This is a genomic window from Cryobacterium glaciale (assembly GCF_004402535.1).
Classification (GTDB): domain Bacteria; phylum Actinomycetota; class Actinomycetes; order Actinomycetales; family Microbacteriaceae; genus Cryobacterium; species Cryobacterium glaciale.
This window is the reverse complement of record NZ_SOEY01000026.1, coordinates 63,931-78,757: the sequence shown is the minus strand read 5'-3', so window position 1 is coordinate 78,757 and position 14,827 is coordinate 63,931. Positions and strand designations below refer to the sequence as shown.

The 14,827-nt window shown below is 62.6% G+C and carries 13 protein-coding genes; 4 read left to right on the top strand and 9 right to left on the bottom strand.

Annotated elements, in window-relative coordinates; translation table 11 throughout:
- The first annotated feature begins 21 nt into the window (after positions 1–21).
- Both E3O06_RS12065 and E3O06_RS12060 read left to right on the top strand, forming a co-directional pair.
- The gene (locus tag E3O06_RS12065) at positions 22–1,674 is read left to right on the top strand and encodes an ABC1 kinase family protein (protein WP_134503637.1); all 1,653 of its coding nucleotides are present in this window, start codon (positions 22–24) and stop codon (positions 1,672–1,674) included.
- Between the two features lie 201 nt (positions 1,675–1,875).
- Entirely contained in the window at positions 1,876–3,438 is a 1,563-nt protein-coding gene (locus tag E3O06_RS12060; protein WP_166788204.1) for an MFS transporter, read from the top strand.
- Positions 3,439–3,510: 72 nt separating this feature from the next.
- Here E3O06_RS12060 and E3O06_RS12055 read toward each other — a convergent pair whose 3' ends face one another.
- The 4 genes from E3O06_RS12055 to E3O06_RS12040 form a co-directional block, all read right to left on the bottom strand.
- Positions 3,511–5,010 carry a multicopper oxidase family protein gene (locus tag E3O06_RS12055; RefSeq protein ID WP_134503635.1) on the bottom strand — a complete coding sequence of 500 codons (1,500 nt, stop codon included), beginning with the start codon at positions 5,008–5,010 and terminating at the stop codon, positions 3,511–3,513.
- A gap of 145 nt (positions 5,011–5,155) precedes the next feature.
- Positions 5,156–5,596 carry a hypothetical protein gene (locus E3O06_RS12050; protein WP_134503634.1) on the bottom strand — a complete coding sequence of 147 codons (441 nt, stop codon included), beginning with the start codon at positions 5,594–5,596 and terminating at the stop codon, positions 5,156–5,158.
- A gap of 123 nt (positions 5,597–5,719) precedes the next feature.
- Positions 5,720–7,231: a multicopper oxidase family protein gene (locus E3O06_RS12045; RefSeq protein WP_134503647.1), complete on the bottom strand. Its 1,512-nt coding sequence runs from the start codon at positions 7,229–7,231 to the stop codon at positions 5,720–5,722.
- Positions 7,228–7,620 carry a DUF6804 family protein gene (locus E3O06_RS12040; protein ID WP_134503633.1) on the bottom strand — a complete coding sequence of 131 codons (393 nt, stop codon included), beginning with the start codon at positions 7,618–7,620 and terminating at the stop codon, positions 7,228–7,230. The genes E3O06_RS12045 and E3O06_RS12040 overlap by 4 nt, the downstream gene beginning before the upstream one ends.
- A 487-nt stretch (positions 7,621–8,107) precedes the next feature.
- On the opposite strand from E3O06_RS12040, the gene E3O06_RS12035 reads away from it, so the two are divergent.
- Both E3O06_RS12035 and E3O06_RS12030 read left to right on the top strand, forming a co-directional pair.
- Positions 8,108–8,725, top strand: a complete 618-nt coding sequence (locus tag E3O06_RS12035) for a DUF433 domain-containing protein (protein WP_134503632.1) — start codon at positions 8,108–8,110, stop codon at positions 8,723–8,725.
- Positions 8,725–9,132 carry a hypothetical protein gene (locus tag E3O06_RS12030; protein WP_134503631.1) on the top strand — a complete coding sequence of 136 codons (408 nt, stop codon included), beginning with the start codon at positions 8,725–8,727 and terminating at the stop codon, positions 9,130–9,132. The genes E3O06_RS12035 and E3O06_RS12030 overlap by 1 nt, the downstream gene beginning before the upstream one ends.
- A gap of 192 nt (positions 9,133–9,324) precedes the next feature.
- Here the strand turns inward: E3O06_RS12030 and E3O06_RS12025 are convergent, their stop codons facing one another.
- The 5 genes from E3O06_RS12025 to E3O06_RS12005 form a co-directional block, all read right to left on the bottom strand.
- Positions 9,325–9,888 (bottom strand): DUF4913 domain-containing protein, encoded by a 564-nt coding sequence (locus tag E3O06_RS12025; RefSeq protein WP_241980126.1) that lies wholly within the window; start codon positions 9,886–9,888, stop codon positions 9,325–9,327.
- Between the two features lie 8 nt (positions 9,889–9,896).
- Entirely contained in the window at positions 9,897–10,358 is a 462-nt protein-coding gene (locus tag E3O06_RS12020; RefSeq protein ID WP_134503630.1) for a single-stranded DNA-binding protein, read from the bottom strand.
- Between the two features lie 104 nt (positions 10,359–10,462).
- Positions 10,463–12,274: a type IV secretory system conjugative DNA transfer family protein gene (locus E3O06_RS12015; protein WP_134503629.1), complete on the bottom strand. Its 1,812-nt coding sequence runs from the start codon at positions 12,272–12,274 to the stop codon at positions 10,463–10,465.
- A gap of 27 nt (positions 12,275–12,301) precedes the next feature.
- Complete coding sequence (gene dprA, locus E3O06_RS12010) at positions 12,302–13,300, bottom strand: DNA-processing protein DprA (protein WP_134503628.1); 999 nt, start codon at positions 13,298–13,300, stop codon at positions 12,302–12,304.
- Positions 13,297–14,817, bottom strand: a complete 1,521-nt coding sequence (locus E3O06_RS12005; RefSeq protein WP_241980129.1) for an ATP-binding protein — start codon at positions 14,815–14,817, stop codon at positions 13,297–13,299. Before E3O06_RS12005 ends, dprA begins: the two co-directional genes overlap by 4 nt.
- Positions 14,818–14,827: the final 10 nt, after the last annotated feature.

Sequence of the window (14,827 nt, the reverse complement as noted above, 5' to 3'; positions counted from 1 at the left end):
ACATCGACAGGAGCTCAGGACATGAAGACTCACATCAACCGCTACGAGGAAATCGCTGAAACGCTGGTTCGTCACGGCCTCGGATTCGCAGTGAGCGTCATGGGGATCGAGCGGTGGGTACCCCTCCACCACGGTGCGCTCGGGCACGAACGACGTGAGGAACCATACACCGAGCCGGAACATCTCCGACTGGCCTTCGAGGAGCTCGGTCCCACCTTCATCAAGCTTGGCCAGCTCCTCTCCACTAGATCGGACATACTTCCGCCGGACTTCGTCACCGAGTTGGCCAAGCTTCAAGACGCCGCGCCGCCAGTGGCGGAAGGCGCGATCATGGAGATCATCCGTCAGGAACTCGGAGCGGAGGCCGAGGAGATCTACCGTTTCTTTGAATCGGTGCCGCTGGCATCCGCTTCTATCGGACAAGCGCACCGCGCCACTCTCCATGACGGCACCCGGGTGGTCGTGAAAGTACGACGGCCGGGCGTGGTGGAGCAGATCGATGTGGACCTTCAGATTATGCAGAACCTTGCGGCGCACGCAAGTCGTCGATGGGTCGCCGCGTCCGATTACAATCTCATTGGCTTGGTCGATGAGTTCACTGAATCGTTGCGCGGCGAACTCGACTATCTCCGCGAAGGGCGCAACGCCGAGCGCTTCGCGGAGAACTTCGATGGCAGCCAGGACGTCCAGATTCCGAAGATCTACTGGGACACCACCACCTCCCGTGTCTTGACACTAGATGAGATGACGGGGTGGAAGGTCACCGACATAGCCTCCCTCAGCTTGGCCGGGATTGATCGTCCAAAAATTGCCCGGCGAGGTGCCGATATTATCCTCAAAATGATTTTCGAGGACGGCTTCTTCCATGCCGACCCCCACCCAGGGAACCTGTTCGTACAGTCTGACGAGCGGATCGGACTGATCGACTTTGGCATGGTCGGCGAGGTCAGCAATCGGCTCCGGGACCAGCTCAGTATCCTCCTTGTCGCCCTTGCCGGTAAAGACGCGGATGCGATCGGTGCGGCACTGCTGGATCTCTCAGTTGTGACACAGTCCGTCGACAGGGATACGCTCCGAGAGGATCTCAACCGCTTCGTAGAGCTCTATGCCGACCGTAGCCTCGATCAGATCGACATTCCGAAACTCATTACCCACATGCTGTCAATCTTGCGGACGTACCATTTGCAGCTCCCGCGGGAGATGGTCATGGTGCTCAAGGTGCTCCTCATGACCGAAGGCATGGGAGTCGAGCTGGACCCAGGATTCAACCTCGGCGAAGTTCTCAAACCCTATACGCGTCGACTGGTGCGCGACCAGCTCTCGCTCTCGGCGATCGCAGGGAAACTTGCCCGAGCCTCCAGTGACGCGGCCCATCTGATTGTTGACCTGCCCGAGAAGCTGCGCCGCTTCGTCGACCTGATCGACACAGCTGGAATCGAAGTTCATCTCCGCGCCGCGGAGCTGGAGCCCCTGGTCGGTCGCGTGGAACGCATCGGCAACCGCCTCGTCGCCGGAATGATCGTCGCCGCGTTTATCAACGGCATTGGGGAGCTGGCGGCAGGAGACCGAAGATGGCGCTCCCGGAAGATGCCCTGGATGTCAGTCGGGGTCGGTGCCGCCAGCGTCCTGAGCGCCTATTTGGCCTGGACATCCCAGCGCAGACGAGGGCGATGACACGAACCGACATGTCGGAATGCCGGGCAGGTAATCTACGACGCACCAGCTCACGCGTCTGTTCACAGAGGAGAGATCAGGGTCACATGGACGAAAAACGGCTTGATGCGTATCGGATCGGGAGGCGCACATTTCCCAACACCGAGATGTCTTCTGCTTCGCTCGCGACACGGGAACGTGGGATGGCGACGGGTGTCGCGTATGAAGCGTAAGCAACGGGAGGTGTCACTCCACCGTCGACCCGATCGCGACTCGCGGCCCGAATCGGAGCCGGACCACTCGCCGGTCCTACCCGGGCGGCAACTTGTCTCTGCCCGCTCGCGCTGGGGGGTACTGTTCGGCCTGACACTGGTCACCTTCTTGCTGTTGCTGGAGGACACCGCGGTTTCCGTGGCACTTCCATCCATTCAGAGGCAGTTGGGTTTGGGATTCGACGGCCTGGAGTGGGTTGTCAACGCCTATACGCTCACCATCGCAGCCTTTACTTTGCTCGGCGGGCGTCTCGCTGACCGGAACGGTGCTCGGGGCATTTTCCTGATCGGTCTCGGGATCTTCATTGTCGGGTCCCTGGTTTCCGGGCTCGCCCCGAACGCCGGCGTGCTGATCTCGTCGCGGGCAGTGCAGGGGCTCGGGGCCGCACTCGTCGCACCCGCGGCGCTGGCACTTATCGCCATCACTTTCCCGGCTGAGCGGCGCGGCGCGGCATTAGGAGTGTGGGCTGGCGTATCGGCTAGTGCGTTGGGAATTGGACCCCTCATCGGCGCGATCATCAACGACTCGCTGGGCTGGCCATGGATCTTCCTGGTGAATGTTCCCGTGGGCGTCCTCGCATGGCTGGCTGCGAGCTTCCTGCTTCCGAAGTCAAACCCTCCCGCTCTTCGGATGCGGCTGGATCTCGTGGGCGTGTGCCTTTCGGCCACCGGGCTCCTCAGCCTGATCCTTCTGCTCAATCAGGGGAACGCGGCCGGTTGGGCATCCGCTCTGGTGATTGGTCTGAGCGTGGTGACCCTGGTAGCTCTTGGACTGTTCGTGTGGCACGAGAGACGAACTCCAGAGCCGCTGGTCAACCTCTCTCTCTTTCATAACCGCTCCTTCACGGCTGCGAATCTGGTGACACTACTGGCCACGGCAGTAATGTGCAGTCTCTTCTTTTTCCTGGCACTGTACTTGCAAACGGTGCTCGGTTACTCGGCTCTTGTGTCGGGCGCGAGCCTGTTGCCCCTGACCGTCACCATCGTCGTGGTCGCTCCGCTGGCCGGCCGCATGGCCGATCGGCTGGGCGTCCGAGCGCTTATCGTCGTCGGAATGCTGTTGCTCGCAGCCGCGCTGCTGGGCCTCTCGACTTTGGGACTCGACGCAAACCTCACGACCGTGATGCTGTGGCTGGCACTGGCCGGCTTCGGAATCGCGTTGGCCAGGACCCCCACCACGACAGCTGCTCTGGGGGCCGCGGACGGGTCGAGTTACGGTGTCGCTGCAGGGATCTTCTCCACCTTCCAAGCCGCCGGTCTGGCGTTAGGAATCGCCATGATGGGAGCGATTCTCACGTCATTTGGCCCGAGTGCCGCCTTCGAGAGAGGATTTGATCAGGCTCATCACGCGGCGTTCGTCCAGGGTTTCTCGACGGCGCTCGTGGTGAACGCGGGCATCGCGGTGTTCGCCGCGGCACTGGCCGGCATTATGCTCCGCCCCGATCGCGGCACCGCACACCAAACCGATGCCTCGAGCGGAGACGACATCGGCTTGGCGAACCGAGTCGACTGACGCGGCTGGCGATTTTCTTGAATGCAGACTTCAGGGCGAGGAGGCCGACCTGGGGATGGAGCAGCCCGTGCCCTATCTCACGTAGGAGAACAGTCCGATCATTCCGCGTTCGGCGTGGTACGCGTTGTGGCAGTGGGCGATCCACTGTCCGGGGTTGTCGGCGTCAAATTCAAACGTGACGGTTTCTTTCGGGCGAACGATTACGGTGTCTTTGCGTGCGCCGTTGTTGCTCAGTTGGAAGCTGTGTCCGTGCAAGTGCATGGGGTGCCACATGCTGGTGTCATTCACCATCTTGACCTGGACGCGTTCATCCAGACTGATATCAAAGGCGCCCGCGAACGGTTTCTTCATGTCGAAGCGTCGCCCATTGATGCTCCAGTCATACTTTCCCATGCTGCCGGTTAGACGCATGGTGTGGATGCGGTCGGGTTTCGTGGCGGTGAGGAGAACGGATTCGTCTGCGGTGAGACGCCCTCCGTCGGTGACTGTGCCGTCCAGGGTTGACGGAAGTGTGGCGGCGTCTGGGGCGGTGCCGCTACCGGTGCTGATGATGCCGTAGGCGCGGCCGTCCTTCCCCTCGGGGATGGCCAGAAGCGGCGTGTATCCGTCCTGAACGGTGAGGATCGCATCGATGCGTTCGCCCATGCCGAGCACGACCGCGTCGACATCCTCGTGTTGCACCGGGAACCCGTCCGTGTGCGTCAGGGTTATCTTCTGGCCCGGCACACCCACCCGGTAGGCGGTGTCTCCGGCCGCGTTAATGATCCGCAAACGTATGCGGTTGCCCGGTCGGCTCTGGAATACCTCCGCATCCTGCGTGGCCTTTCCATTGAAGAGGTGGGCGGGAATGCGTACATCCCCGGCGTCGCCACCCAGGTACGTGCTGCTGGCGCCCATGAGCATGTGGGTCATGGGCATATCCATGCCGGACATGTCCATACCCATGGATAGTTCGTCGAGAGCGTCTTCGGGGGTGCCGGTGATGCCGTCGAGCCAGTCGTCGAGCATGATGACCCATTCCTGGTCGTACAGCAGAGGCTCTCGCGGGTCCTCGATGATGAGCGCGCCCGAGAGGCCACGTTCGCGTTGCATATCGACGTGCGAGTGATACCAATAGGTACCGGGGTGGTTAAGTCGAAACGTATAGTCAAAGTTGGCGCCCGGTTTGATCGCCGGTTGGGTCACAACCGGCACCCCATCGGCGTCATTGCGCAAAGCCAAACCGTGCCAGTGCACACTCGTCGATTCCGCGAGCGCATTGGCGACCTGGGCGTTGAGCGTATCCCCGGTCTTCGCGCGGATAACGGGCCCGTTGACCGCTCCGTTGTATCCCCAGGTGCTCAATGCGATGCCAGCGACGGTCGTGTCGAACACCCCGGCGCTGAGCTTCTGCGTGACCGTTGTTCCGTTCGAGGAGCGAGAATCTTCGTACTGTGAAACCAGCCGATCCGTTGGCAGGATGCGATCGACCGTCTTCGCCGCCGGTGATGGTGAGCAGGATGCCAGTGCTGCTGTGGCCGCTGTGGCCAGGGAGGCGCCGAGAAATGTGCGACGCGTAAGAGATGAGTTCATTATGTTTCCTTCAATCGATAATCGGGACGCCGAAGTCTTGACCAGCTCAGATGAGCGACATGGCGGCATTACGGCGGAGCGGCAATGCGGCCGATGGCGAGGCAAAGTTCCACTGCCAGGTACTGGCTCGGAACTCCATAACGGTCTAAACGCGACTGATCGACAGAAGGGTGAGGCTGGGACGGTGAATCGGTAAGCCAACGCTGCGCCATGATCCCAGAGTGACGCCACCGGTATCGAGCAGACGCCGACGCATGGCCGGAAGCCGAGTCACGAAAAGTATGATGACGAGGGTGAGCAGCAGCATGCACGTCATCACGAACAGCGCGCAATCGAGCGTTCCATCACGGCTGCCGGAGGCGATCGCATCAACAACGGATGTGGCGGCGACAGCCGCCACGCCCATAACGTTTGCCTGTTGGCTGGCCGTTGCCGACGCAGCGGGAAACGCTTGCATGGCATGCCCAGTGGCCTCGGAATGGAACGCGAAAACAGCAAAAAGCAGGGCGGCAAGAGCCAGCAGCGAAACGAAAGGCGACAGAGAGACGGGTGCGACTATCCGTCGTACCGCGCGAACCAGCGTCATGTTACCTTCTGCTTTGTTCTCAGCCCAAGAGTGGACTGCCCATGTCAACTCTCACGGTATCGCATGGCCAGCTGGGAATCCTGAATGTAGGTTCAGCGGGACCGATGAATAGTGGATCACGCACTATTTTTCGTAGGCGACCGTCGTCATCATTCCTGATTCGGAGTGATAGACGTTGTGGCAGTGCAGCATCCACTGTCCTGGGTTGTCTGCGTCGAAAATGACGGAGAGTGTCTGCCCGGGAACCACAATGGAGGTGTCCTTGCGGGGACCGCCGCCCAGATGCTGATAGGTGTGTCCGTGTAAATGCATCGGGTGCCACATTGTTGTTGTGTTCACGAAATCGATCCCGACGCGTTCACCGGCACGGATGATTCGAGCGTTGTCGAGTGGCTTGTCCATATTGAATGGGCGTTTGTCGAGCGCCCAGTCGTAGCTTGCCATGCCGCCCGTGAGACGCACGGTCAGTTGTCGGTCGATATCTTTGATGGGAAGCGCGAACTCCGCGTCGGCGACGAGCTGATCGGCTGTTCCGACCTGTCCGGTGAGTTCGGGCACCGTGACGTTTGAAGCGGGTGCCGTGGCCAACGACGCGGTTCGAACAACTGCAAACCCACGGGCCTGTTTTCCCTCTGCCTCGGCGACGAAGGGAAAGGCGCCGTCGCCGAGCGTGACGAGCACGTCGTAGCGTTCGCCCATGCCGAGCAGAATACTGTCGACGTCAACATGCTCCACCGGGTAGCCATCCGTGTGAGTGATGGTCATCCGGTGTGACCCCAGGGCAACTCGAAAGGCGGTGTCACCGCCAGCATTGATCAACCGGATGCGAATGCGCGCCCCCGGACGCGAACGGAAAGTCTCCGGATCGGCGGCAGGTCGACCGTTGACGAGGTAGTGCGGATATTTCACATCGCCGGCGTGCCCGCGGAGCAGCGATGATCGCGCATTCTGCATTATGTTGCTCTGGCTGTTCGATGCGCCGCGCATGCCTTGGGAGAGCTCAGCGAATATTTCGGGAGGCGTGGCGTTCACCCCATCGATCCAATCATCGAGAACGACGACCCATTCGTCGTCATAGACCAACGGTTCGTGCGGGTCCTCGATGATCAATGCGCCCAAGAGGCCCCGGTCGCGTTGGGTTCCAACGTGCGGGTGGAACCAGTATGTGCCGGCATTGGGTGCTAAAAATTGATAGTTGAACTCGGACTGGGGAGGGATCGGATCTTGGGTGAGATGGGGCGCACCGTCCATGTCGTTTCGTAGTGCGATGCCGTGCCAGTGCACCGTCGTCGCTTCGGGCAGGTCGTTCACGACGCGGGCCGTGATCAGATCGCCCTGCGTGGTACGAATTGTTGCGGCTGGAAGCGCGCCGTAACTCCAGGTCGCGGCGAGTGTGCCAGCCAGATCGACGGTGGTCTCGCTGGCTCGCAGGTCGACCTTGACTGAATTCCCTGACGAGAGCCTTCGTTTCTCCGCAGCACGAACGGCAGCGGATTGCGGCGATAGCAGTTGTGGCTGCGGGCTGCACGCGGTAAGAGCAAGAAGTGCCGCGGCGGAGAGCCCGGCTCCTACCACCGTTCGCCTGGTTAGTGTGGCCGGTGAGAACAAATTGGTAGTGGCTGGCACACGGGTCATTCGCGACGAACCGGGACCTTGTTGCGAATGCCCACGACGACGAAAGTCAGGGCTGCGATGAACTGGGCTGCGAGCCAGCCCCCGCCTTCGAGCGGTATGACCACGACCGGGTTCCAGAGCACCGCAATGGGTGCCAGAAGTACGAGCCACCACCACGTTTTGGCCTGGACAACAAAGACACAGAGAATAAGCGCGAGAATACTGACGGCGTACCGGATGATGGTGAAGCCTTCACCACCGACGAGGACGAATCCGGCTAGGAGCACCAACGCTCCCAATAGGCCGGGTGCGAGCCCGGCGCGAGCAAACGTCGGTGCGGCGGGGGTACCAGAGGGACGTTTCTTGGTTCTCTTGGTTCTCTTGGTTCTTTTAGCGCTCTTGGTGCTCATATTTTTCAGCCTATCGAGAAGGGAGAAGGGAGAAGGGAGAAGGGAGAAGGGAGAAGGGAGAAGGGAGAAGGGAGAAGGGAGAAGGGAGAAGGGAGAAGGGAGAAGGGGAGGGCGGAAGAATCGAACGGTGGCCCCGTTGAAGTCACGCGATGGTAGCGCGGTAAAAGCGTGGTGATTGGCCGCACTCATTCGGTCGACGAACGGTCATTATGCGGAGCCCGACCGCACGGTGAGATCGGAGCCGGCGACGGTGTTGCAGAAGTTGGCACCGCCCTCCTAATGTGAAAGGTCGTCGGCCTAGATTCGTTTGGCGTGGGCAGCGATTTCGACACGGTGAGTGCTCATGACTGCGTTCGCCGACTCGCGAGCAAATCCCTTGTATGCGCCTCAGGCATCTCTAGTGTTCGGTGCCGGCCTCCGGCGATCCCAACTGTCCATCTCGAGAATTCCACTAGCATTCAAGGGACGCGTTGGAGAGGAGACTGCGATGTCGTTTCCTCTCGCACTGGCTGCGGTCTTGACCGGTGCCACGAACTCCCAACTGAGATCGTGGAAATCCAAGGGGCTGATTGTCCCTGAAATTAGCGCTAGCAGACCGTTGCTCTATTCCTTTCGGGATCTGGTCTGGCTTCGCACGCTCGTTTTCTTGCGAAGTCGAACTTCGCTCCAACGCATTAGCGTCGCTCGCGTCACGCTAGACCTGGTCGATCTCACAGACCACCCTTCCAAATATCGCTTTGCCACGGACGGTAAAACAATTGTTGTGGACGACGGGGCCGGTCAAGTCATCGACTTGGTCAGGCGCCCTGGGCAGGCGGACTCATTTACTTTCGAGGAGATTTCAGAGGCTTTCCAGGACTTCAGGGGCCGCGACGTAGTCGACTTCCGTCGGCCGTCAAAGCACATCGAAGTTGAGTTGAGGCGACTGGGTGGATGGCCGACGATTGAAGGGACTCGAATTCCGTATGATCTCGTTAACGGCCTCGTCGACAATCGGACACTATTTGCTCGAGACATTCCGGATTACTACCCGTCAGTTTCTGTAGAGGCAGCGGAGGACGCAATTCTGTTCGCTGAAAAAGTACGGATGGCGGGCGTGCGCTAGTGGCCAAATTCTTCATCGATGAGAATCTTCATGCCCGTCTGGCGGTCCCGCTGGAGTCCGTATTCCGTAATCACCGGTTTCGATCCTGCGAAAAGGAGATGTTGCTAGGTGAGCTAGACGTTCCGCTTATTGCGGAGTTGGGTACGCGGGGCTTTGACGCCATCATTACTCTGGACGCCGCGCAACTTCGAATCGACGAAGAGCGCAACGGCTTGCGGTCCGCTGGGCTGCACTGGATTGGCCTTCGTAGCCCAACCGGATCAGGCTTGTCGGTCATAAGCACATTGACGGCAAATATCATCGCTGGCCTGCCCAAGGTGCTCGATGACTGGCGTGTCCTTCCACACGCCTATCGACTCAACCCATACGCGCTAGAGTCTTCGTTTGCGACTGTTGAACTGCTCTAGTGACGTTTGTGAGTCCTGACCGAATCGGCTGGTTGCTGCGTAGTTGGTGCTCGAATTGTGTCGCCGCCTTGAAGTGTCACGGTTTGCTGACGTGTTTGCCCGCGGAGTCCAGAGGAATAATCGGCCAGCCGGCTCGTCCCCTAACCTGAATACCGGCGAGATCGCCCCCGATGCTGCAGGTCTACCCGAGGCTCAAGCAGGGTCGGCGCGCGCATAGAACGCAGCCTCGGCTTCGCGCCGACTGGCTATGTCGTCGACGACGAACTGCGCGAAGTCCTTGTCACGGTTGCCGATCGGGATGTCGTCCACGCCGTCGGCAGGCGGTTCTCCTGGCCAAACCGTCTGGCGTGTCGGCCGGTCGCGGTCAAGGCGCGTGCCGGATGTTGCCGCCCAATCGTGGAGGCGTTGGCGGGCGTCGGCAAAGTCGCGGTGCCATCCGAATGGGGCTGAGCCGTGCTGGTCGGGGTCATAGGCGCAAAGCCAGTGCAGGTGCAATGCGGAGAGTTCCCAGACGAGTTCGGGGTGCCGGTGCCAGAACGGTGGCACGACGGACGCTGGGAGCCCATACGTCCGTCGTAGCCAGTTCACCCACCGGTTGAGTTCGATCCATTCGGTTTCGGCTTCGTCGCCGGTGAGGAGGTTCCAATTGACCGGATGCGGCGGCTCTGCAATGAGCGGCCCGTCGAGGTCGTCTGACTCCTCGCCGAGCGGGGCATCGTCACCGCCGGGCGGCCACTCAATCGGGAGTTCTACCATCGCCGCGCTCAGATCCCGAGTACGGCGGAGCCGATGCGAACGGGCGTTGCCTCTGCAGAAATGACCTGCTGGACGGCCGACGCGTCCCGCTCGGGACCGGTGGCTGAGCGGCGTGTTTTTCGGTCGACGTCGTAGTTGGTGCGGGCGAGGTCGTGACCGATTTTCTTCGCGACGAACTCTTCACGCTGGATGATTTCGCCCTCGCGCTCGATCTCAAAGTTGCGTACGTAGCCTTCGGCGACGAAGCTGTCGCCCTTCGCGAACCGTGTGAGCGCCCGATCGGCGGTGGCGCGGTATGCGACCAGGTCGTGGAAGGTCGGCTCGAGCACGGTAAAACTGCCATTGACTTCGCGACGAAAGTGCGGCTGGCCGATGCGGACGCTGAAACGGGTTTCACCGTTCTCGGTGACCGATTGCTGCGCCTCCGAAGCGATGAAACCTGACAGCGATTGCTGCGTGTGAAATGGCATGAAACTCAACCTCCTGTAAGGGCGGACCGTTGTGGTCCGCGTTCACTACAAGGTGCGCCGCCAGCACCCCGGGTCGCGACCCGCAATGCGGCAAAGGATTACCGTCACTCCGCCTCGTGGACCGATTGCTCGACCGGGTCATTTTGAGCTGGCTCGCGCATCAATCCTTCGATTTCCTCCCGGTTGGCGCGCAGCATCTTGGCGTCGCGGCGTGTGGTCCACATGTGCAGGCTCGCGATGATGGGCGGGGCCGCGCGGAGCATGATTAGGCCTGTTCCGAAGGGGAGGGTGCGTATGGTGTCGGGCGGCATGATCGGGACGCGGCGGATGGAGCGCTGTGCTGAGCGTGAACTGCGGTCACCGATGGTGGTGGAGTCAGTCGCCTCGTCGCGGTCGCCGATGAGGGTCGAGAGGTCGTGGAGGTCTTTTGAGTTTGATCCTCCGCCGAGCACGATCTTGACGATCGATGAGTCCCAGATAGTGCCAGCCGCGTTGTCGCTCCACTTCGTGCGTGCCTGCGAGAGCGACTGCAGTACCGGCATGGTCGTGATGCCGGTGCCGCCGCCCTCGGCCATCAGGTTCGGGAGGGAGGGGAGTGGCGCGAGGTTGCCGATTTCGTCGAGTGCGAGCAGCAGTGGCGGGTCGAGGCGCGCGCCCGCGCTTCGTGCGGCGATGCGGCGGGCGGTTTCGACCAGGTCTTCGACGAAAGCGGATACGAGGGCGGCGGAGTTGTTCGAGCCAGCGCCGGTAGCTAGAAGGTACAGGGTGCCGTTGCTGCGCAAGAACCCTTCGGGGTCGAACCCCTCGCCCTCGCTAGGTGAGACGGCATCCAGCACTCGAGGGTCCGCCAGCGCACCCAACGACAGTGAAACGCCCTGCCAGATGGAGTCGCGTGTACGCGGGTCGGCTTCGAGCATGGCCTGGAGGGAGTCACCCCAGCCGGTAGCCGCGGCCGGGGTACTCATCAGGATAGAGACCGCGTCGTGGGCTGCGGCCGGATCGAGGGTCCAGCGAAACAGCTCAGCGGGCTGGCAGTAGTCAAGCGCTGCCGCGTGCAGCAGACACTGCAGGGCTGTTCGGGTCTTGGCTTCCCAGAATCCGCCCCCGTCGACACCGCCTGCCGCTAGTCCGGTGCCGGCGGCGAGTCCTGACGCGCGGATCATCGCCGTGAGTGGGTCTTCGCAGCCACGGATCGGCGACCACCGAAGTCCCACAGGCACGCCCGCTGCAAGCCGCTGGGGATCGAATACCGCCACCGGACCGATCCGCTGCCGAGCGCGAAGAGTTGTCGTCAGATTGTCGGGGCGAGTGGACGTGGTCACGACCGGGCCGGGGGCGTCGAGGATGGCATTGATCACGATGTGGGCACCTTTGCCGGAGCGCGGCGGACCGATGACCAGGATGGAGTCCTCGACGCTCGCCCAGACCGTGGTGTTGCGGGATCGTCCGATTCGGTAGCCGACGTCGCTGGGTCCAGCGTTGGTGAGGGACGGTCGAAGGTGCGCCGCGCGTTTCATTAGCGCCGAGTGCGACGCGGCCCGCGATACCTCGGCGCTCGTCGCGATACCCAGGATGCGGTGAGGGTCGACCTTGGCCGTGTGGCCCGTGCCTCGGAACACCCGCCATAACGAGAAAGCCACCGTCACCGCCAGACCGAGCAACAAGATCGTAGTAAGCCAGTAGGCGACGGGGTTCAGGCCGGGTGCTTGCAGAGCCGCAGACGGATGACCCGGGTCGAGCAGCACAGCAAGCCCGGTCGCCGGCCCGCCGGCAGGTTGCCGGGTGCTGGTCGCCCAGGCGGCGACAGCACCCGCGGCACGAAGCAGGAATGCGAAGCCCGCCGTACAGATCAGCAGTCCGATGCCCAGGTTGGCAAGCTCATCGCCAAGCGCAGCGTGCGGTCGCAGAGTGTTCATTGGTCCTGTCCCTGGTCGGCGGATGAGTTAGAACGTGAGGTGAGGGCCGGTTCGGGTGAACCGTCTCGTGGGGGAGTAAGCGAAGGTTCGGTCTCCGGAGAAGCCGACTGTCGAGTCCAGCAGGTCCGTCACATCCTGTGCATCGGTGATGAGGCTCGCGATCCCTTCCTGGATCAACCGATGGCAGCCGGCACTCGCCGGGCTCGTCACCGGGCCGGGAACGGCGCCAACCGGGCGCCCAAGGGCGTGGGCCTGAGCTGCGACGTTTAGCGAGCCGGATCGGTGCCCCGCCTCCACAACGACGGTCGCGCCCGTGAGAGCAGCCAGTATCCGGTTGCGTTGCAGGAACCGCCACCGTGTTGGGGCGGAGCCGGGCGGTAGTTCGCTGACGAGCAGTCCGCCGCTTTGTTCGATGCGTTCGAAGAGTTGCTCTTGGCCGGTGGGGTAGAGCCGGTCGAGGCCGCCGGCGAGCACGGCGATCGTCGAACCTGGATAGGACACGGTAGCTGCTCGATGCGCTGATTCGTCGATGCCGTAGGCACCCCCGGACACGATCGAGCGGCCTTGCGAGGCGAGATCGGAGGCGAGTTCGGTGGCGACCTGGCTGCCATAAGCTGTTGCGGCATGCGCGCCGACGATGGCAACTCGGGCGGGCAGCGGCGCCGCGAGTTGATTCGGGTCGCCCTTGAGCCAGAGCGCGATCGGCGCGCTGGTGCTGAGCTGCTGGAGTTCACCGGGCCAGTCAATGTCCTCTGGCGTCAGCAGCCGCAGATTGTGGCGCTCCATGTCGGCGCGGATGCGATCGACCTGGCCGGGGTTGAGGCGCGGGGCCAGTCGGCGTCGCCACAGTTCGCCCTCTGCGGGGTCAACGCCGTTCGGAAGGCGCACGCCCGAGGTGATCAGCTGCACCGTCTCCACCGCGCCGAGCCGAGCGATCAACGTTCCCGTGATGACGTCGCCGGGCTCGGACAGCGCCGCGAGCATGATTCTTGCTTCTCGCTCGTCGTTCAGCACTCTTTCGGTCATGGCAGTCCCTCCTCAAACTGCATGAAAGGTGCGCTCTGGGCCCCGCGTTGTGGATGCTGGCCTGAGGTCATCCGGGAGGTCGTGTCGAAGGCTGCGAGCTCGTCGGGGTGGAGTTGATGTTGCACAACAAAGCTGCGGCCCTTGATGCGCCAGAGCCCCTGCCCGGTGCCGAGCGTGGGGAGCAGCTTCTGCTCGGTTCGGGTGAGACCGAGAGCGGATGCTGTGGAGCCGAGCTGGTCCGGTTCCTGGCGGTAGACGATGCGTGTCTCGGCGTTGGCCAGCAGTGACGACGCGAGCGCGCGCATGGCGGAGCCCGAGTCGCCGACATTGTCAAGGTCGCTGAGCTTGTGGAAGATGAGCATGTTCGCGATCCCGAAGTGGCGGGCCAGGCGCCACTGGGCGTCCATTCGGCGCAGAAGCGCCGGATAGGCCATGAGTCGCCAGGCCTCGTCGTAGATGACCCACCGCTGGCCGCCGTCCGGGTCCGCAAGGGCGGACTCCATCCACGCCGACGAGCACGTCATCAGCACTGAAATGAGCGTCGAGTTCTCCGCCACGCGCGACAGGTCAAGTGACACCATCGGAAGCGAGGGATCGAAGCGCACGGTGGACGGTCCGTCGAAGAGCCCGGCGAGGTCACCGGCGACCAGCCGTCGCAGCGCATGGCCAACGAGGCGTCCGTCCTCCGCGAGCCGGCCCTCGTCGTCCTCGGGGTTCGGGGCAAGGATGCGATCAACGACCATCGGCAGGATTGGTACCTTTGCGCTCCGCACAGCATCCGCTAACGCGAGGTCGATGGCCGTGTGTTCGAGGGGGCTGAGAGGTCGATCGAGCACCGTTTCGGCGAGGGCTCCGATCAGGTCGCGGCGCCGCGCGGTCAGTTGTGCCGACCATTCGGCATTGGATGAGGATGCTGCCCGGTGTCCTTCGTCGAGTGGGTTGAGCCGGTTACTGAGTCCGTGGCCGAGGATGATGGCCTTGCCGCCGACGGCTTCGGCGACGGCGGTGTGCTCGCCCTTGGGATCGCCGGGCACGTAGACGCGACGGCCGAAGGGGAGCGAGCGGGTATAGAGGGACTTCGCCAGGGAGGATTTTCCAGAGCCGACGATGCCGGCCAGCACGATGTTCGGGGCGGTGATCAGGCCGCGTTGGTAGAGCACCCAGGGGTCGTAGACGAACGAACCGCCCGAGTAGAGGTCTTGCCCGACGAAGACGCCAGCCGAGCCGAGCCCCGCCTCAGCCAGAAACGGGTAGTGACCCGAGAGCGTCGCTGACGTGTCCTGATGCTTCGGGAGCCGGAGAAGCCCGGGCATCCGCAATTGGGCGGGGCCGGACTCGCCGCTTACGGCCAGGTAAGCCCTCGAGCGCACTTCGTCGCGCTCGGCGCGCCACCGGGTGCGCGCCTCGAGTTGCTTGGCCTTGCGGGCATCCGCTTCGATCTTCGCTGCGGATCGTCGGCGGGCGTGGCGGTCGCGGCGGGGCTCGCCGTGCAGTTCGACCAGCGCGGCTGTGTGCATCCGCTCGTCC

Coding starts and splice junctions, on each gene's coding strand:
- E3O06_RS12065 (WP_134503637.1), top strand. CDS start 22: ATGAAGACTCACATCAACCGCTACGAGGAAATCGCTGAAACGCTGGTT.
- E3O06_RS12060 (WP_166788204.1), top strand. CDS start 1,876: ATGAAGCGTAAGCAACGGGAGGTGTCACTCCACCGTCGACCCGATCGC.
- E3O06_RS12055 (WP_134503635.1), bottom strand. CDS start 5,010: ATGAACTCATCTCTTACGCGTCGCACATTTCTCGGCGCCTCCCTGGCC.
- E3O06_RS12050 (WP_134503634.1), bottom strand. CDS start 5,596: ATGACGCTGGTTCGCGCGGTACGACGGATAGTCGCACCCGTCTCTCTG.
- E3O06_RS12045 (WP_134503647.1), bottom strand. CDS start 7,231: ATGACCCGTGTGCCAGCCACTACCAATTTGTTCTCACCGGCCACACTA.
- E3O06_RS12040 (WP_134503633.1), bottom strand. CDS start 7,620: ATGAGCACCAAGAGCGCTAAAAGAACCAAGAGAACCAAGAGAACCAAG.
- E3O06_RS12035 (WP_134503632.1), top strand. CDS start 8,108: ATGTCGTTTCCTCTCGCACTGGCTGCGGTCTTGACCGGTGCCACGAAC.
- E3O06_RS12025 (WP_241980126.1), bottom strand. CDS start 9,888: ATGGTAGAACTCCCGATTGAGTGGCCGCCCGGCGGTGACGATGCCCCG.
- E3O06_RS12020 (WP_134503630.1), bottom strand. CDS start 10,358: ATGCCATTTCACACGCAGCAATCGCTGTCAGGTTTCATCGCTTCGGAG.
- E3O06_RS12015 (WP_134503629.1), bottom strand. CDS start 12,274: ATGAACACTCTGCGACCGCACGCTGCGCTTGGCGATGAGCTTGCCAAC.
- dprA (WP_134503628.1), bottom strand. CDS start 13,300: ATGACCGAAAGAGTGCTGAACGACGAGCGAGAAGCAAGAATCATGCTC.
- E3O06_RS12005 (WP_241980129.1), bottom strand. CDS start 14,817: ATGCACACAGCCGCGCTGGTCGAACTGCACGGCGAGCCCCGCCGCGAC.